Below are 18,146 nucleotides of genomic sequence, written 5' to 3'. Positions count from 1 at the left end.
CGGCGCCGCTTCGTTTCGTTTCAGGCTCAAATTGTGCGGGTTAGTGATCCGGAATGAACAGCACTTCCCCGCTGACCCGAAAGCTCCCAATTGCTTTCTGCCCCTTGGGCGAGAGCAGCCAATCTATGAAGGCCTGCCCGGCCCCGGCCTTCACGTGTGGGTGGCGTTCGGGATTCACCAGAATGACTCCATACGGGTTGCGGAGCCTGGGGTCGCCTACCACGAGAACTTCCAGCCCCAGCCGGTTCTTGAACGCAAGCCAGGTGCCGCGGTCCACAAACGCATAGGCGTCCATTGCGGCGGCCGTGTTCAGGGTTGCCCCCATGCCGGACCCGGTTTCCCGGTACCAGCTGCCCGAGAAGGCGACCGGATCGCGTTCTGCCGCCTGCCAAAGTCGCAGTTCGGCCTTGTGGGTTCCGGAGTCATCGCCGCGGGATGTGAACGGTCTTTGTTGGTCGGCGATGCGTGCCAGCGCCTCACCGACATCGACGAGCCCGCGAATATCTGCCGGGTCTGTCTTGGGGCCGACGATGATGAAGTCGTTGTGCATGAGTGCGTGACGCGCGACTCCCCATCCGTCGGCGACGAAGCGTTCTTCCGATTTCCGGTCGTGAACCAACAAGACATCCGCGTCGCCGCTGCGCGCGAGCCGCAAGGCCTGACCCGTACCCACTGCAACGACCCGTACCGCAATGCCCGTCTCGGCTTTGAACTGCGGGAGAATGGCGTCGAGCAGCCCGGAGTTGTCGGTCGAAGTCGTCGAAGCCAGGGTGATGAACGTCTCGGCGCTGGCAGCGGCGACTCGTGTTCCGAGAATCAGCGTCAGACAGCAAGCGAGTGCGAACCCACAACACCTGATTGAATTGATCGACTGAACGTTCACCACAACAATTCACCTTTCACAAATGCACGCGCATCGTCGGACTCGGGTGCTTCGAAGAACTGTTCGGTCGGGGCGCGCTCGACCAGTTTCCCACGGTTGAAGAAAAGGATCTCATCCGAAAGACGCCGGGCCTGGGCCATGTCATGGGTGATCATGATGATCTTGGTCCCAGCTTCCACAATCGCTTCAATGATCTGTTCGACTGTTCGAGTCGCCGATGGATCGAGAGCGGCGGTGGGTTCGTCGAGAAACAGGACTTGAGGTTCGACGGCCCAGGCCCGAGCAAGGGCTAGACGCTGCTGTTCCCCGGACGATAGAACTCGGGCATTGCGCTGCGCCAATTCCATCAAACCGGTGCGCTCGAGCGCCTCCACGGCTTTGCGTCTTCCCTCGTGGCCGGTAACGCCGCGTCGGGCGAGGGCGTATTCGACGTTTGCCAATGCGCTCCGGCGCAACAGAACCGGACGTTCAAAGACCATTGCCTGCTCTCGGGCAAACGCACCCGAACTGCCCCCGTTCCAGACCACCCGACCCGCGGTCGGTTTGAGCAGACCGTGGGCGATGCGCATGGTCAGGCTCTTGCCGGCCCCATTGGGGCCGATGATGATCGAGCGACCCTCGGATTCGAAGCTCACACTGAGGGGCTCCAGCAAGACGCGGCCGTCTACCCGAAACTGGATTTCCTCGAGCGAAAGGGGAAGAATCGATGTCATGAAGTCTGCGCGCGCTGCGAGACATGACTGCTGATTGCGGCGGCTCCATTGATGAACAGGCTGATTATCAACAGCACGATTCCCAGACCGAGCGCCAGCGCGATGTCTCCCTTGCTGGTTTCCAGCGCGATCGCGGTGGTCATGACCCGAGTCACGTGAGCGATGTTTCCGCCCACGATGATCACGGCACCGACCTCGGCGATCGCGCGTCCGTAACCTGCGAGCAGGGTGGTCAGCAGCCTGTGGCGCGCGTCCCAGAGCAACGTCTGTACGGTGGCCCAACGGCCGACGTCGAGAGACTGCAGCAGTTCGCGATACTCCTCCCACAGATCCTCGATCGCCTGGCGCGACAGCGCGGCGATCAGCGGAGCGATCAGCAGAAACTGGGCGATCACCATCGCCTGGGGCGTAAAGAGCCAACCCAGAAACCCCATCGGCCCCGATCGTGAGAGCACGAGATACACGCCGAGACCTACCACCACAGGGGGCAGCCCCATCATCGCGTTCAACACGGCGACGAGGGCGCTGCGTCCGGGAAACTGGGACACCGCAATGGCGGCGCCAACCGGCAGGCCGACCAACGCCGCGAGCAATACCGCGCTGAGCGACACCTCGAGCGAGAGCGTCACGATTTCCATCAGATCCGAATCAAGTGTCACAAGCAGCTGAATTGCGGTCGAAAATGCATCGACGAGATTTTGCATGGGCCGGGAGCTTGCCCCCCTGGATTGTGAATTGCAAGCACAGCCATGAACGGGTCAAAGTGCTGGGGGGCGGTGGAAACTGGGAGCCTCGCGGGTGTTCGCGGGAGTTCAACCAAAGATCGCGGGGTCGAGATCGACACCCACCGGGCAGTGATCGGAGCCTCTCGAGTCGGGATGGATGAACGCGTTGCGCACGAACTTCATCGCCGCCGGTGAAGCCAGAACGTAGTCCAGGCGCCAACCGATATTCTTCTCCCGCACCCCAAAGCGCTGACTCCACCAGCTGTAGTGTTCGGGGCCTGCTTCGAACGCACGAAACGTGTCGACCCAACCGGCGTCAATCCAGCGATCGATCTCGGCGCATTCTTCTGGACAAAAACCGCTGATCTTCCGATTTGCCTTGGGTCGAGCGAGATCGATTTCCTTGTGGGCGGTGTTCAGATCTCCGATCACCAGCACACGATAACCGCCGCGGCGCAGACGCTGGACTTTGTCGAAGAGAGCGCGGTACCAGTCGAGTTTGTAGGGGATCCGACTGTTGTCGCGATCCTTGCCGTTGCCGTTGGGGAAGTAACCGTTTGCGACGATCAAGCGGCCGAAACGTACGATCTGCAGCCGCCCCTCTACATCGAAGCGCTCCTCTCCGAGGCTCGTCTCGACCGAGTCCGGCTTGCGTTTCGAAAACATGCCGACCCCGCTATATCCCTTTCGCTCGGGATGGGTATAGGTCTGGTGATAGTCCTCGAGGGCCCTGACTTCTTCGGGAATGTCCTCCGGCCAGGCGCGGATCTCCTGGAGCCCGACGATCTCAGCATTCGCTGCGTCGAGCCACTTGATCAGGCCTTTCTTCGTCACCGAGCGAATGCCGTTGACGTTCCAGGAGTAGAGTCGCACCGACTTTCTTGCCATCGATTGTTCTTTCCAATGCAGTGTCACACACGTGTCAGCTCGCACGTGTCAACCAAAGTAGATAAACAGCCCAAACAGCACGCCAACCGTGCAGGTGTAATAGGCAAACTGATAGAAGGTCTTGCGGCGCAGCAGCATGACGAATAGCCAGATCGCCACCAGACCCGAACTCAGCGCTGCACAGCAACCGAGGGCGATTGCCATCAGCGTTTCCGGGCTTGCGTCGCCGAGCCCCGGGAGCATGAGGACCGCCGCACCACTGATCGCGATGATTCCCATCAAGAACGAAAATTCGGCGGCCGCCGCAGGCGCCACACCCAGGGCCAGCGCCGCCGCCACGGTCGAGCCACTGCGCGAGATTCCCGGCAAGATCGCAAAGGCCTGGGCCACGCCGATCAAGAGTGCACCGGCCCAGCTGGGCTCGGTCTGATCGGCTTTCTCGAGTGTTGTGCGGGTAGACCACAGGATGGCCCCGGTAACGAGAAGCCCTGCAGAGGCGACTGCGGGGCTCGACAGAACCTGTTCGAGGATTCCCCGCGCGATCAATGCCACGGCGATGGCGGGGAGCGTCGCCACGATGAGCTTGCCGACATAGCGCAGTGCCGAGGCTTCGCGGCCCACGACACCGATCACGAGTTCGAGAATTTTTGCGCGGTAATAGAGCGCGATCGCCAGCAGGGTCGCGACGTGTACCGCCACTTCAAAGAGCAATCCCCCTTCGGATTCGAGTCCGAGCAGGGTCGAGAACATGACGAGATGGCCCGAACTCGACACCGGAAGAAACTCGGTCAGCCCCTGCACCACTCCGAGTAAAAGCGCTTCAAGGTGGCTCAAAGCGCACCCTCGAAGATCCTGGCGTTGCATTCGGGACTTTGGGACATTCTCGGATCCTACCGAATGGCCCCAAAACCCGCCCGAATCACGGGCGCCCTCGACACGGCCCCCACTGCTGCGCGAGACTCCCGCGGCATTCATCCCCGGCGGCCGTTTCAATCACTTGGCCCAACCGGAGATCGCATACACCGTAGTTGGGAGAAAGTCGTGGAATTGGCTTGTTTGGATCTAGAGGGGGTATTGATCCCCGAAATTTGGATTAGTTTTGCGGAGCGCACCGGCATCGACGAACTGCGGGCAACGACCCGTGACATCCCCGACTACGATGTCTTGATGCGTCAACGACTGGAGATCCTCGCCCAGCACAATCTCGGCCTGGCCGACATTCAGGAAGTGATCGCAGGCCTGACCCCACTCGAAGGCGCCAAAGAGTGTTTGGATTGGCTGCGCGAACGCTTCCAGGTCGTAATCCTTTCGGACACGTTTTACGAATTCGCAGAACCCTTCATGCGCCAACTCGATTGGCCGACGCTCTTCTGCCACAAGCTCGAAACCGACGACCGCGGCATGATCGTGGACTACCACATGCGCCAGGACGACCCGAAGCGAAAGGCCGTACAGGCGTTTCACGACCTGAACTTTCGGGTCATCGCCACCGGCGATTCCTACAACGACACCAACATGCTCGGCGAAGCGGACGCGGGGATCTTGTTCTGCCCTCCGCAGAACGTGATCGACGAATTCCCGCAGTTCCCCGTCGCGACGACCTACGCCGACCTGCGGACGGAGTTCAGCAAAGCCTCATCGAGAGATCTTCGGGCATAGGCGCTCTTTGGGTGGGGCGGCCTGTCAAAGCGCGGATCGAAGCGGGCTACGCCCGCTTGCGCAAATTACGTCGGAGCAGCTTCTTGCGTATGCGCAGGTTCCCCGGCGTGACTTCCAGCAGCTCGTCGTCCTCGATCCACTCCAGCGCACTCTCGATCGTGGGCTTGCGGGCTGGCGTTATGATCGGGGTGTCGTCTTTGCCCGCGGCGCGCATGTTGTCCAACTTCTTCGCCCGGCACACGTTCACCTGCATATCACCGGGTCGTCGATTCTCCCCGACGACCTGGCCCTCGTAAACCTGGACTCCGGGTTCGACGAACAGTGCGGCGCGTTCCTGGATCTTCGCGATGGCAAATGGAGTGGTCTGCCCCTGGTCTGTCGAGACGATGCCTCCGACGCTCCGCTTTGCGAGATCGCCGGCCCACGGTTCGTAACCATCGAGGGTCGCGTACATGATTCCCTCACCGCGAGTATCGGTCAAAAACTCATTGCGATAGCCAAAAAGACCCCGGCTGGGCACGACGAACTTGAAAGTCACGCGGCCGCCTTCCTGGTTCATGTCCAACATGCGTCCCTTGCGGACTGCGAGTTTCTCCATGATCGATCCGGCGGCCCACTCCGGCGCATCGATCACCACGGCTTCGACGGGTTCACACTTCTTGCCGTCGACATCACGGGGGATGATTTCGGGACGTGAAACCGAAAACTCATACGATTCTCGGCGCAAGGTCTCGACGAGAATCGCAATCTGCAACTCACCGCGACCCGAGACCTTGAAGGTATCCTGGCGATCGGTCGCTTCGACCTGGATCGAGATGTTCGTCAGTCCTTCGCGGCGCAGGCGATCTCCGATCTGGCGGCTCGTGACAAACTTCCCTTCACGGCCAGCGAACGGAGATGTATTGACGGAGAAATGCACGCTGATGGTCGGCGGATCGATCTCGATACGCGGCAGCGCCTCAGGAAACGACGGATCGCAAATCGTGTCTCCAATTTCGATCGAATCGATGCCTGCAAGAATGACGATGTCGCCCGCGCGAGCCTCTTCCAGCTCTACGCGCTCGATACCGTGGGTGCCGAACAGCTTGGTCACGCGAAACGTGTTTGCGGTGCCGTTCTTGGAGACCCGCACCACGGTGCTACCCCGTTTGAGCACGCCACGGTTGACCCGACCGATCACCAGGCGACCCACGAAAACGTCATAGCCAAAGGTCACAGCCTGAAACTGCGTAGGTCCCTCGAGATCGACCACCGGCGCATCGGCGCATTCGAGGATCGCCTCCATCAGAGGGCGAAGATCTTTGGCTTCATCCGACATATCGCGCTTTGCCAGGCCCGCCTTGGCTGAGGTGTAGACCGTTGAAAAATCGAGTTGTTCGTCATTGGCTCCGAGTTCAACGAGGAGATCGAAGACTTCATCGAGGATCTCTTCGGCGCGCTGTTCGGGTCGATCAATTTTGTTGACGACTAGAATCGGTTTGAGTCCGTGTGCGAGAGCTTTGCGCAGAACGAATCGCGTCTGCGGCATCACCCCCTCGACGGCATCGACCAACAGCAATACGGCGTCCACCATGCCGAGTATTCGCTCGACTTCACCGCCGAAGTCGGCGTGGCCGGGCGTGTCTACGAGTTGAATCCTCGTACCGTCGAATTCGATCGAGGTGCTCTTCGACGAGATCGTGATGCCGCGCTCTCGCTCGAGTTCACCCGAATCCATCACTCGTTCTGCAACCACCTGGTTGTCGCGGAATAACCCGGAAAACCGCAGCATGGCATCGACGAGGGTCGTCTTGCCGTGATCGACATGGGCGATGATGGCGATGTTTCTGAGATCTTCTCTAGGAGCGGCGTTCGACACGAGGACACTTTCTAAGCTAGGCAGCACAACACTCGCGGGTACGGAGTTGGCAGCGGTTGAGATATAGCTTGCATCCTCGGAACTCCGCGACGGATCCTGTACGCTTGCGATTTTGCGCGGGTCTTCATCGCACGGGGTTATTCTAACCGAGGACTTACCTGGCGGACCGTGGACAACCTGCCCAGGAACTGCCGGTAATTACCAAAATTGTTTTGGGGGTCTCTGGGTCTGAGGCGACGCAAAATCCACCGAGGCGGGCGCAAGCTAGCAAAATCTACGGAAATTGATAGTTGGCGGACCGTGGTGGAGAGTTGGCGGACCGTGGTGGAGAGCCAGCCAGCTCAGACCCGCGGCGCGGCGATCTCAGTGCGGGTGCAGTCGGCGAGGCGATTCACTTCGAAACGCGCGCCCCGCTTCGTCAGGATGTGATGTGCCAGCGCACTCTCGAGCACCCGTCCTCTCAGACTCGACTTCCACCACGTGAGATGCTGATCATCTGCCGGTGCGCGATCTTCGATCGCGAAGACCACTTCCTTCTCACTGGCGGTAACCTCGATGCGGAGCCGCCCACCAGCATCCATGGCCTCCATCGCGCCAAATGCGTGACAGAGCAGGAGGTAGTGAAACACCTCGGGTTCGGCGCAGACGTCGGGCAACTCGGGTTCGATCTCGAAGACAATCTCGAACCCTCTTTCACCATGCTCGACCAGGGCCCGCTCAAAACCCAACGCGATGACTCCGGACCCAATGGGCGGGATTTCTTCCGGGGGTGCACTCAGCACCGGTCGGACGAGAGCCAGCATCCACGCCGTCCTCGCCGAGAGATCATCAATTTCGAGCGATGCCACCGCGAGACCCCGCGCGTCCAGCTCTTCGTCGAGCAGGTGGGCCTGAAGCCGGACGGCCGCCACGAGATTCGAGATCTCGTGACACATGGCGAATACGAGATCCGCCGAGTCCGTAGCGGGCTCGCGAAATGACCGGGCCGACATTGAGTTCTCCTCGATCCTCGTCCGCGCGGTCACCATGTTCCGAAAGAACCCGCAGGCGCAAAAATCGTTCGATCTCCCGGTTCATTGTGGCGCAGTTGGCGAGCAATTACCCGGGTCTGTTTTTTCCCTCAGCTACCCATGGTAAATTCCGGCGCGATGAACTTTGACAAGCAGCTCGCTCGCATGTCGAAAAAGCTCGAACTCGAGAGCATTCGACGCCACATCTTCCTCTGCGTGGGAGGGACGTGCGCCGACGAGGAGGAACAGGCGCGTTCCTGGTCTTTCCTAAAACAGCGGCTCGCCGAACTGCAACTCGTCGACGTGGAGCGAGGCATCTTTCGATCAAAGGCCCAGTGTCTGCGCGTCTGTATCGACGGTCCGATCGCGCTGGTCTATCCAGAGGGCACCTGGTACCGACAGTGCACGACAGAAAACCTGGAGCGCATCATCCAAGAACACCTGATAGGCGGTACCCCGGTCGCGGACCTCGCGTTCAGCCGGAGTCCGCTTTCCCCACAAGCGGAACGCGAGTAGCCGAAATGCGCTCTGCACTCCTGGCGGGTCGCGAACACAACGAAATTGGAGCCATTGACGTGGTTGCCGAGGGGCCCTGCGCGATTTCGATTTCCCGGGGCGGCGCGGCAAAGAACTACTCCCACACCGAACCCAACGAAGACGCGTGCCTGTTCGCGATGGGTCCCGGCGGTGCGCTGATTGCCGTCGCAGATGGCCATCACGGGGCCGCGGGAGCCGAAATCGCCATGCGCCATTTACTCGATCACGCGGCGCCCGCCTGGACCCGGGAGAGCGCGGGTTCGGTAGATACGCTGGCGGGCGAAGCCGCCGAAGCACTTGCGGCCATCAATCGCGCGATCCTGGTCGAAGCCGAGCGCTGCAAGCTACCCCCATCTCCAACCACCCTCTGCTTTGTCCTGGTGCGACCCGGCGAAGACCTTTTGCTGCACGTATCCGTGGGCGACAGCCACATTTTCTGGACCCGTGAAGCTGCCCCACTCGACCTCGGTTGGGCTGCGCACGCAAGCGAGCGGCCGGCCTACATGGGCTACTTCGATGCAGTAGAACACGAGGCCAGACATACGATCGCCTGGGAATCGCTGGCCGGTACACGATCCCTCGTGCTCATCACAGACGGATTCTCCGAGGAAGGGATTGGTCACGACTCGCCGGCAGCGGAACTCCACACCATTCAGACCCGCAGCCTGACGTGCGAAGGCGAACTTCGCCCGGTCGAAACATGTCGCGGCGTTGCCGAATCCACCGTGTCAATTCAAAGAAAAAACAAGGCTGGCGATAATCTTGCCTGCGCAACCTGGATCCACCCCTGACACAAGACCTCCGCGTCACTCTCCATCGAGCAGAGAGACCACCCGTTCGGCGATCGCCCCTGACGCAGTCAGTCCCGGCGATTCAATCCCAATGCAATTGATCAACCCCGCAAGCCCATCGCCACTCTCTTCCGCGACGACGAAGTCTCGAAACCCCTCACCGGGTCCCGCGAGCTTGGTGCGAATGCCCGCAAAGTCTGGGGTCAGCCACTCACCGCGCATCTGCGGTAAATAGCACCGGATCGCTTCGGCAAACTCAGCCGCCCGCGAGGCCACAACGGCGTAGTCGGGTTCGGAAGCATCGGCATTTGAAATGTAGTGTGCGTTTGGACCGAAGCGGATCCGGCCCCCAAGATCCAAGGTCGCATGAATCCCCAACCCCGCCCCCGAGGCACTTCCGACTGGATAGATCAACCGGTCGAGTGCGATCGGTGCGTCGCTCGTCAAGGCAAAGTACTCGCCCTTGCAAAGATGCAAGCGATAGCCCCGGGCCTCGACATCGATCCCGGCCAGCGCGGCCACGCGATCGGCGTCGAGCCCCGCCGCGTTGACAATCTCTCGACAGCGCAGGGATTGTTCTTCGTCGCCCCCCGCCAGGCGAACCACGACCCGCCAGAGAGACGAGTCGCGTTCGAGGGCAATCACCGTGTGCCCCACCAACAAGCTGGCACCGTGCTCCTCGGCCTCGGCGAGATACGAGAGCGCGAGTCCGTGAGCATCGACAATGCCAGTGGATGGAGACTCGAGTGCGGCGACCCCGTCGACCGAAGGTTCGAGCTCGCGCAACCGCGCGCGGTCGATCAAACGAATTTCCGGCACGTCGTTGTCCAACGCGGCTTCGAGCAGGCTCTCGAGTCTGGGCAACTCGTCGTCTCGAGTCGCAACGATCAACTTGCCGGTCCGCCGATGTTCGACCCCCCGCGCAGCGCAGCGACGGTAGAGCAGATCGGCTCCGCGCCGACAAAGCAGGGCCTTGAGACTCTCTTTGGGATAGTAGATTCCGGCGTGGATCACTTCGCTGTTGCGGCTGGTCCCCAGCTGGGCGATTGCATCGCGCGCTTCGAAAATCACGACCGTTCGCCCGCTCGCCGACAATGCTGCGGCGGCCGCGAGTCCAACCACCCCGGCACCGATCACCGCAGTATCGAAGTCTGCGTCCACTGGGGAAGTCAACCTCCCGGGGCTGGGTCGCCCCCTCGATGCAGGGAACCTCGTCCCCAGAGGAGTGCGAAAAACGCTCGCCGCCGGTTGACCGACCCAAATGCGAGCAACCCAACCGAAAGCATCAGATAGATCACCGTAAAGCCACTCCGAACAGCCATGCTGGTCATGAAGAGTTGAGCCAGGAAGAGCCCGGCAAGTCCGAGTGCTGCGTTGCGGCTGACACGCAGGTCCGAAAGCAAGATCACCGCGAACAGAGACTGTGCCGAAGTGAGCAAGAGTTCTTCGGTCTGTCGTTCGTCCAGGGGCAAGCCGGAAAACCCTCCCGCAGAAATCGCATACGCGATGGGCAACGCGCCGACCAGGAGTGTCCACTGATTGACCTTGGAGGACACCAATGTGCCGATTCCAGTCGAAGCGCGCATGCGCAGGGCAAACAACACCGCCACGATGAACTCCGGGGACTCGGAGGCCAGCGGCGCAATCCACTGAACCAGCAAGAATTCGTCTACGTCGTAGCGACGCCCCATCGTGACCAGGCTCTCGGCGAAGGGTTCCGCCGAAACATAAATGGCGTATCCGGCGAAGAGAAAGAGCAAGAGCGCCCAGATTCTCCGCCCCGTGTCTTTGAATTCCCGATCGATCAGTGCAGCGGGACCTTCGAGATCAACCTCCGCGGTTTCGCCACCCATCGCAGCCCGCACATAGGCCGCGAACAGCAGGAACAGGACACCCGCATCGATCAGGCTGATCTCTCCGCCGAGGGGAATGAAGAACGAATAGACGGTGGCCCAGATCAGGTAGCGCAGTTCGAGATTTTGCCGCGGGTGAACCACGAGATGATCCGAACCGCTGCGCCAACATCCCACCAGAATCACGGCCGTCCAGCCGAGACCAATCAACATGCGATTGGCGCCAGTCATGTTTGCGGTCGCGTAGGGGGCGTAGCTGGGATCGAATCCGGCCCGCCAGGCAAAGTGCAGATCAATCGCGTACTCGGGAAGGACACTGACCAGCGCCAGCACCAACAAAGCCAGGGACTGGGGGATGTCCCGCTCGGCGATCTCGCAGGACCACGCCAACAGGAACGCGGCACCGAGAATTGCCATGCCGGCGAGCGGCGCCACCATTTCGGCTTGAATTCCGAGACCGTGCAGCGCTTCGGCAATCACCCAGGGCAAGGGCAGACCCAGGCCCAGGGTGAACCAGATGAGATCTCGGCGGCGAGCGCGAGGGCCGTCCCGGTGCATCAGAACTCTTCGCCGTACTCTTTGCGATAAGCAGCGCGGAACCCTTCGAGGTCGAGTTCGAGGCCCTGGGGTCCGGCAACGGCGACTTTGAGGGAGCCGATCAGGCTGCCGATGCGAGCACCGGCTTCGAGGGACAGCCCCTTTTCCAATGCATAGAGAATCCCCGAACGATAGGCGTCACCACAGCCGGTGGGGTCCACCACTTGTGCCGCACTTACAGCGGGCACGTCACTGCGCTCTTGTTCGATGAGCACGCTCGCCGCCCCCGTTCCTTTGCGCAGCGTCGAGCCCGCAGCTCCCCGGGTCATCACGATCGCGCCAACACGTTCTGCGATCTCGTCTTCAGTGAGCCCAGTCTTTTCCTGGGTCATCGACCATTCGTAGTCGTTCACGATGTAGACCGAAGCGCCGTCGAGCAGCGATATCAGTTCTTCCCCGTCGAAGATCCCCATCGCCTGCCCGGGATCGATCACGCAAATCTTGCCCTGGGCTTTGAGCCCGGCCGCGTATTCCACCATGGCTCGCTTCCCGTTGGGCGACACGATCCCGACGCAATAGGGTTCGTCCACGCTCTCGAGGGTGGCCTCGTGTGCCCGGTCCATCGCACCTGGATGAAAGGAGTTGATCTGATTGTGATCGAGATCGGTGGTAATGAAGCACTGCGCGGTATAGACGTCGTCGATTGTCTTGATCCAGTCGCGGCGCAAACCGTGCGCGTCCATCCAATCGGCGTAGACTCCGAAGTCGCTGCCCACCGCCGCGAGCAAAATGGGGTCGGCTCCGAGAATTTTCACATGAAAAGCAATATTGGCGGCCGTACCGCCATAGCGCTTTTCCAGTGAGGGCACGTAGAACGATACGTTCACCTTATCAATCTTGTCGGGCAAGATGTGGTTTTTGAAGTGATCTTGGAAAATCATGATTTGGTCGATAGCGATCGACCCAGTGCACAAAATCGACATTGCAGAACCTCCGGGGTCGGCAGTCTCGCGACCCCGTACCCGGGCGTCAATGGTGTCGGACCTGTTGGCGCGTTAATATGCGCCCAATGAGGATCAGTGGGCGTTTCAAAGCGGATAAACCGGTAATTTCTTTTGAGTTCTTTCCGCCAAAGACGGACGGCGGCTTTGACTCGTTGTTTCGCACCATCGAAGAACTGCAATCGCTGGAGCCGGCCTTCGTTTCCGTAACGATGGGCGCAGGAGGTTCGACCCGAAGCAAGACGGTCGATCTGGTGATTCGAATCGAGCGCGAAACTGGACTCACCGCGATGGCTCATCTCCCCTGTGTTGGATTCGAGCGAGATCAGATTGGCACGATTCTCGAACAACTCGACAGCAATGGAATCTGCAACGTTCTCGCCCTGCGCGGTGATCTCCCCAAGGACAACACGGATTTCGTCGTCCCGGGCGACGGCTTCGGCCACGCAAACGACTTGATTGACTACATCCAACAGCAAGATCGCGGCTTTTGCGTGGTGGCGGCCTGCTACCCCGAAGTGCATCCGGAGGCGCAGAGTGCCGAAGTGGATATGGACAATCTCAAGCGCAAGGTCGACGCCGGCGCTGAATTGTTGATCACCCAGCTGTTCTTCGACAATGAAAAGTTCTTTTCGTTCATGGACCGGGTACGCGCCGCGGGAATCGAAGTGCCGATCGTTCCGGGAATCATGCCCATCGTCAGTCATACGGGAGTCAGGCGCATGACGACAATGTGTGGCTGCGTCATTCCCGAGGAACTCGACAAAAAACTCGCGAGAATCGGGGACGATGAAGTGGCCACCCAGAGACTGGGCGTGAATTGGGGCACGCTGCAGTGCCAGGAATTGCTGGAAAACGGCGTGCCGGGCATTCACTTCTATACGCTGAACAAGAGTTCAGCGGCTCGGAATATTTTCGAGAACCTGTTCCCAAAAGAGCAACCCAAATAGCGGCTCCAAGACCAAACAGCGGCGTAAGGACTGACTAGTGGCAGTGGTAAGCCATGAGCATGACGAGCAGGCCGTCCGGCCACTTCGGATCGCGGTGCTGCTTTCCGGCGGTGGAACGAGTCTCGAAAACCTCTTCGACCACATCGACAAAGGCCTGCCGGCGCAAGTCGAGGTCGTGATCTCTTCCAAGCAGAACGCGTACGGACTCGAACGGGCGCGTTTGCACGGCGTCCCGGCCGTGGCGGTGTCGCGCAAAAAGCTACCGGATCTCACATCCTTCAATGACGCCATTCACGCGGAGCTAGCCAAACACGAGGTCGATCTCGTCGCTCTGCTCGGCTTCCTCTCGCTCTTTGAACTGCGAGGGAAATTCGAAGGCCGCACGCTCAACGTTCACCCAGCCCTGATTCCGGCATTCTGCGGCCAGGGTTTCTATGGCGAGCGAGTGCACCAAGCGGTGCTGGACTCGGGAGTCAAGATTTCGGGCGCCACGGTTCACTTCGTCGACGAAGAGTACGACAAGGGCCCGATCATCTCCCAGGAGGCCGTTCCGGTGTTGGAGGGTGACACTATCTCGCGTCTGTCCGCGCGGGTAATTGCCGCCGAACGCAGATTGGTCCCCGAAGCCATCAGGCTGATCGCCGAAGGCCGGGTCAAGCTGGTAAATCAGCAAACTCATATTATTCGCTGACCCCCGACACGGCATCATGGGTCAGCGGCGAATCGCTTCGCTGATGGCTTCCAGTTGCTCACTCAGACCCGCGTAGACCACGCTGCTTCCATAGCGGGATAGATGGTTGTCGTCACGGTAGTAGAAGCCCTCTTCATCTCGATACCGGCAGCGTGAACTCGGGCATAGAACAGGGGTGGGGTCGAGTACCAGGACCCCGCGACCGTCGACCAACTGCTCGAATTGCGCCAGGCCGTGACGCTGCCAATCGAGATGCTCCGCCAGCACAGTCTCCACCCGCCTTCCTCGCTTCTCGCTCCAATAGAGTTTGGTCGGAGAGTCTCCCAGGACAGGAACGGTCTTGACGAGCACCACCGGGATTCCGTGCTTCCGCAGGGCTTCGACGGTTCGACGCAGAGCGCGGGCGAATACTTGCTGCGCATCCTCGGCGGTAGCCGAGGTGAGCTCGGCGTCGGAAAGGTAATGGGTGTCTCCGTGGAGGACGCCGTTACTGATCCAGCCTCGGTTGTAGATACTCCAACGAGAAACCAGAAAGACCGTGACTGGGTCGAATCCGACGGCAATTTTTTCGAACTCTTCGGTAATGCCGGCTATACACTTATTACTTTTGATTCGAGTGCTCGGCCGGAAAGCCCCAACCAATGGGGGGCAGCCCGTCGAGCTCAGGAGAATCCCCTTCATCCGATTATCGCGCGCATAACGCGCGAAGACCGGATACCAGGCGACAGCATGGGAGTCGCCCCAGACGACGATGGTCTGTTCTGCGTCTACGTCACCGAAGCTGCAGTGGGCTCGAATCTCATCGACGTCAAGACTGTAGGGATCGCAATCCGTAAGTCGTTCGATCTTGTCGAACTCTGGACCAGCGACAAGCGCTTCCACGCTGGGATTGCGGCTCGGGATTCCGCTCGAGGCCACGACCCCGAACCCGAAGACCAGCGTGGTCGCCGTAGCGGTGGCCGAGGCCGAGAAGATCGACTTGCGCGAAAACACGACCTCGTCTTCACGCGTCTGCTTGGCTTTGCGAAATGGTCTTTCGACAAAGCGCCAGGACAAGGTCGCGATGATCCCGGAAAAAGCCAGGACGGCCATCGCCGAAGAGACGGACAGGGGTTCGGGTGAAAGGTACCTCGCGAACACGAGCAGTGGCCAGTGCCATAAATAGAGCGAGTACGAAATCAATCCAATGAAGACAACGGGTCGCCAGCTGAGAACACGCCCGACCAGGGAACTGCCGCCCTGCCCCGCATGAATGATGAGTCCCGCGCCTGCACAGGGGAGGATTGCATTGATGCCGGGAAAGTGCGTGGTGTCGGTAAACATCGTGATGCTGAACGCGATGCAGACGATGCCGAGAAACGCGGCACCTTCGCGCAGGCGGCGACTCTGCAGGGGCGGAACCATTCCGAGCGCCAGGGCCGAGCCAACCAGCAGCTCCCATGCGCGAGTGGGAGCGAGATAGAACGCGGCAGTCGGATGTGACTCGACCCACCAGATGCTCAGCGCGAGCGAAGCGAGCGTGACCGCAGGAATCCAGAGTTCAAATCGACCTCGCAGGTAGCGATAGGTGAGCCAAACGGAGATCGGGAACAACACATAGAACTGTTCTTCGACGGACAGGGACCAGGTATGGAGCAGAGGCCGATTTTCGGCCAGCACATCGAAGTAGCCCGTCTCTTTCCAGAAAAGCATATTGGAGACGAAGAACGTCGTCGCAATGACGCTTCTGCCGAAGGCCTCGAACTCCCTGGCGGGAAAATAGATAAAGGTCGCGACGCAGGTGAACGCGATCATGGTGAACAGAGCTGGAAAAATTCGTCGCGCACGCCGTTCGTAGAAGGAGAGCAGCGAGAAGGATCCATCCCGTCCCTCTTTGGCGAGGATCGAGGTGATGAGAAACCCGGAGATAACGAAGAAGATGTCGACGCCGACGAATCCGCCGCTGAAGAACCCAAAATGAGCATGGGCCAGCAATACAGGCAGAACCGCTAGCGCCCTGAGACCGTCTATGTCCGCCCGATACTTCATGCCCGCTACATCCTGAGAACACCGTTCCGGGCGTAGTGGCGCGGGTCGGTTCTTTCTGATGCGGTTCCCGATTTACCGAACTTGAGGTGTGGCGCCTGAGGGCTCGCGTGGGGCCATAGAGTTCCAGCTCGACTGCCGGCCCACATCTGAATCTGCTTTCGGCAGTTTCAGCAATGCGCAACTGATACTCACGCTGAAGGGAAAACTGGACGAAACGAGGTCTTGCGGAGAGCGGGACCCCCAGCGCAACACTGGGGTGAGATCTCCGCGAGGAGGCGGCTTGGAAGCCGAACCAGAAAATCAGCCGATCTGGTCGGCGGAAGATAAGCTCGGGGAAGGGATACAGCCGCCCATTTCTCAGGGTGTCGTTGGCCCGTTGGTGGGAGGCGTCCGCAGGGCCGACGCCATCTGCGTCGCAATCTTGATCCTCGCCTGCGCGCTTCGCTTCTTTGCCTACTACGAAATCAACTACGAGGATCTCAGTCGGCCGCCGGTAATGGGGAACGGCGACCAGATCGATCTGTTCCGGATCGCTCACGCGATCGCCCACGGTCGAGGTTTTTCCCGGGACGATTCCCCCGAACTGACGCAACTCTTCCAGAACTATCAAACCAAGGAAGGCGCCGTCCCCTACAGCGAGGACGAGATCGACGCCCTGTCGAAACGCGGACTGCTCGACGACGAGTACCCCGATCGCCCCGATCGCACCGCCTACCGTGACATTCTGTATCCCTATGTGGCGTCGATCTTTGCGGACGCCAGTGATCCATTCCTGGCGCTGCGCCTGCTGAACTTCTTCCTTGTCTGCTTCAACGCGCTACTCATCTTCTTTGTCGCAAAGCGGATCGGCGTCGGGCACACACTCTCCGTCCTCTGCGCCGGCCTCTACCTCGTCCACCCCTATACGCCACTCCACGCCTCACTACTCATGACCGAGACCCTGGCTACAAGCGTCGTCGCGGGACTCGTGCTGGTCTGCCTGCAGATCGACGATTCCAGATCGCTTCGCACGTGCGTCTTGCTCGGCATCGGAGTTGGACTCTTGATTCTGGCAAAGAAACAGTTCTTGCTGCTCCTGCCTGTATACGCCCTGATCTTTCTGGCCGGCTTTTGGCGCAAGGACTTCACCCTGCGCCAGGGGGCGGTCGCGGCCGTTACGACCCTGATTGTTTCCCTGCCGCTCTTCATCAACAGCTGGCAAGTCACCCACGATCTCGTCTTCATCACCGGCACGAACGGCTGGAACGACATGCCAGCCGCCTACTCGCGCGAACTCGCTCGATCGGGAATGAGCGACTTCTACAAGATTCGCACAGCGAGCTTTGACTACTATCGGGCACAGACGGGACGCACGATCAAAGGCGAACTCGAGATGGCCCGAGCGGGCAAGGAACTCTTCCACTACATGCTGCGGGAAGACGGTTTTGTCGCCAGGATCCCCAGGCTCGTCGTCCTCAAGCTCGTCAACGAGATCTTCCCGGGCAAGAACCTCTACATCCTCGCTCTCATCGTCGCCTCGCTGGCAGGCTTCGCCCTGACGCTTCGACGCTACTCCTCTCAACTCTGTCTCGCGATTCTGCTCTCCTGCATGCTCGCCGTGGCGCTGACGCACGGGGGATATGGGCGAATGCTTTTCAGTACTGTGATCGTTCAGTGTGTTGGGGTTGCGCTGCTTTTGAAGGTTCAGCTGATTCGCGCGGGGGATTAGGGGGAGGGTGTTGCGGGGATTCCTTCCTCCCGGCTTGGTTGCCCGTTGGGCGGTTAGGGAAAAGGGCCGGTCTGGTAGTGCGGACGGGTTGGGCGACGGGGCTGGGTGGGGGAGTGTTTTTAGCCGGGAATTGTGGAGAGGTTGATTAGGCCGCGTTTGCGCCAGCCTTTGCTGAGGAGCCAGCTTGCTGCCTTGGCGACTCCTACATCTTCTTGGGTGGATGCCTTCACGCGCAAGCTCTCAGAGCTTGCGCGCCAACCGTCGAACTGGCTGCCCGAAGAAGCCTCGTCAATCTTCACCGGCGGCGCATGACC

Annotated in this window: 18 protein-coding genes; 6 read left to right on the top strand and 12 right to left on the bottom strand. The window is 60.2% G+C overall.

The genetic code is table 11. From position 1 onward, the window contains the following. Window positions 1-40: 40 nt before the first annotated feature. From IH881_02810 to IH881_02790, 5 genes are all read right to left on the bottom strand, one after another. Complete coding sequence (locus tag IH881_02810) at window positions 41-859, bottom strand: substrate-binding domain-containing protein (protein MCH7866600.1); 819 nt, start codon at window positions 857-859, stop codon at window positions 41-43. Window positions 860-879: 20 nt separating this feature from the next. Continuing rightward, entirely contained in the window at window positions 880-1,596 is a 717-nt protein-coding gene (locus IH881_02805; protein ID MCH7866599.1) for an ATP-binding cassette domain-containing protein, read from the bottom strand. Further along, window positions 1,593-2,300 (bottom strand): ABC transporter permease, encoded by a 708-nt coding sequence (locus tag IH881_02800; GenBank protein ID MCH7866598.1) that lies wholly within the window; start codon window positions 2,298-2,300, stop codon window positions 1,593-1,595. The genes IH881_02805 and IH881_02800 overlap by 4 nt, the downstream gene beginning before the upstream one ends. Before the next feature lie 108 nt (window positions 2,301-2,408). Then, a complete protein-coding gene (gene xth, locus IH881_02795; GenBank protein ID MCH7866597.1) occupies window positions 2,409-3,194 on the bottom strand; it encodes an exodeoxyribonuclease III in 786 nt (261 codons plus the stop codon). Window positions 3,195-3,257: 63 nt separating this feature from the next. Then, window positions 3,258-4,043: an undecaprenyl-diphosphate phosphatase gene (locus tag IH881_02790; GenBank protein MCH7866596.1), complete on the bottom strand. Its 786-nt coding sequence runs from the start codon at window positions 4,041-4,043 to the stop codon at window positions 3,258-3,260. 207 nt (window positions 4,044-4,250) lie between these two features. Between IH881_02790 and thrH the strand changes: the two genes are divergently transcribed. Next, the gene (gene thrH, locus IH881_02785; protein ID MCH7866595.1) at window positions 4,251-4,868 is read left to right on the top strand and encodes a bifunctional phosphoserine phosphatase/homoserine phosphotransferase ThrH; all 618 of its coding nucleotides are present in this window, start codon (window positions 4,251-4,253) and stop codon (window positions 4,866-4,868) included. A gap of 46 nt (window positions 4,869-4,914) precedes the next feature. Here thrH and typA read toward each other — a convergent pair whose 3' ends face one another. Together typA and IH881_02775 are read right to left on the bottom strand one after the other, a co-directional pair. Next, a complete protein-coding gene (gene typA / locus IH881_02780; GenBank protein MCH7866594.1) occupies window positions 4,915-6,726 on the bottom strand; it encodes a translational GTPase TypA in 1,812 nt (603 codons plus the stop codon). A 341-nt stretch (window positions 6,727-7,067) separates the two neighbouring features. Then, window positions 7,068-7,718, bottom strand: coding sequence for a hypothetical protein (locus IH881_02775; GenBank protein MCH7866593.1), 651 nt, complete (start codon window positions 7,716-7,718; stop codon window positions 7,068-7,070). A gap of 156 nt (window positions 7,719-7,874) precedes the next feature. Between IH881_02775 and IH881_02770 the strand changes: the two genes are divergently transcribed. Both IH881_02770 and IH881_02765 read left to right on the top strand, forming a co-directional pair. Continuing rightward, entirely contained in the window at window positions 7,875-8,252 is a 378-nt protein-coding gene (locus tag IH881_02770) for a (2Fe-2S) ferredoxin domain-containing protein (GenBank protein MCH7866592.1), read from the top strand. Window positions 8,253-8,257: 5 nt separating this feature from the next. Continuing rightward, complete coding sequence (locus IH881_02765) at window positions 8,258-9,064, top strand: protein phosphatase 2C domain-containing protein (GenBank protein MCH7866591.1); 807 nt, start codon at window positions 8,258-8,260, stop codon at window positions 9,062-9,064. 15 nt (window positions 9,065-9,079) lie between these two features. Here IH881_02765 and IH881_02760 read toward each other — a convergent pair whose 3' ends face one another. The 3 genes from IH881_02760 to IH881_02750 are packed head-to-tail and all read right to left on the bottom strand — an operon-like array spanning window position 9,080 to window position 12,437. Continuing rightward, a complete protein-coding gene (locus IH881_02760; GenBank protein ID MCH7866590.1) occupies window positions 9,080-10,225 on the bottom strand; it encodes an NAD(P)/FAD-dependent oxidoreductase in 1,146 nt (381 codons plus the stop codon). 8 nt (window positions 10,226-10,233) lie between these two features. After that, window positions 10,234-11,475: a sodium:calcium antiporter gene (locus IH881_02755; GenBank protein MCH7866589.1), complete on the bottom strand. Its 1,242-nt coding sequence runs from the start codon at window positions 11,473-11,475 to the stop codon at window positions 10,234-10,236. Continuing rightward, on the bottom strand, window positions 11,475-12,437 hold the full coding sequence (locus tag IH881_02750) for a carbohydrate kinase family protein (protein ID MCH7866588.1): 963 nt from the start codon (window positions 12,435-12,437) through the stop codon (window positions 11,475-11,477). Before IH881_02750 ends, IH881_02755 begins: the two co-directional genes overlap by 1 nt. Window positions 12,438-12,523: 86 nt before the next feature. Here IH881_02750 and metF point away from each other — a divergent pair, with 86 nt between their 5' ends. Together metF and IH881_02740 are read left to right on the top strand one after the other, a co-directional pair. Then, the gene (gene metF / locus IH881_02745; protein ID MCH7866587.1) at window positions 12,524-13,405 is read left to right on the top strand and encodes a methylenetetrahydrofolate reductase [NAD(P)H]; all 882 of its coding nucleotides are present in this window, start codon (window positions 12,524-12,526) and stop codon (window positions 13,403-13,405) included. A 43-nt stretch (window positions 13,406-13,448) separates the two neighbouring features. Beyond that, window positions 13,449-14,096 (top strand): phosphoribosylglycinamide formyltransferase, encoded by a 648-nt coding sequence (locus IH881_02740; GenBank protein MCH7866586.1) that lies wholly within the window; start codon window positions 13,449-13,451, stop codon window positions 14,094-14,096. Window positions 14,097-14,117: 21 nt separating this feature from the next. On the opposite strand, the gene IH881_02735 is transcribed toward IH881_02740, so the two are convergent. Further along, window positions 14,118-16,124, bottom strand: coding sequence for an acyltransferase family protein (locus tag IH881_02735; GenBank protein MCH7866585.1), 2,007 nt, complete (start codon window positions 16,122-16,124; stop codon window positions 14,118-14,120). 280 nt (window positions 16,125-16,404) lie between these two features. On the opposite strand from IH881_02735, the gene IH881_02730 reads away from it, so the two are divergent. Next, entirely contained in the window at window positions 16,405-17,832 is a 1,428-nt protein-coding gene (locus tag IH881_02730; GenBank protein MCH7866584.1) for a glycosyltransferase family 39 protein, read from the top strand. 119 nt (window positions 17,833-17,951) lie between these two features. Here IH881_02730 and IH881_02725 read toward each other — a convergent pair. After that, a partial coding sequence (locus IH881_02725) for a hypothetical protein (GenBank protein MCH7866583.1) occupies window positions 17,952-18,146 on the bottom strand: 195 nt, incomplete at its 5' end.

The organism is Myxococcales bacterium (assembly GCA_022563535.1).
Taxonomy (GTDB): domain Bacteria; phylum Myxococcota_A; class UBA9160; order UBA9160; family UBA4427; genus DUBZ01.
This window is presented reverse-complemented; position numbering and strand designations above follow the sequence as displayed.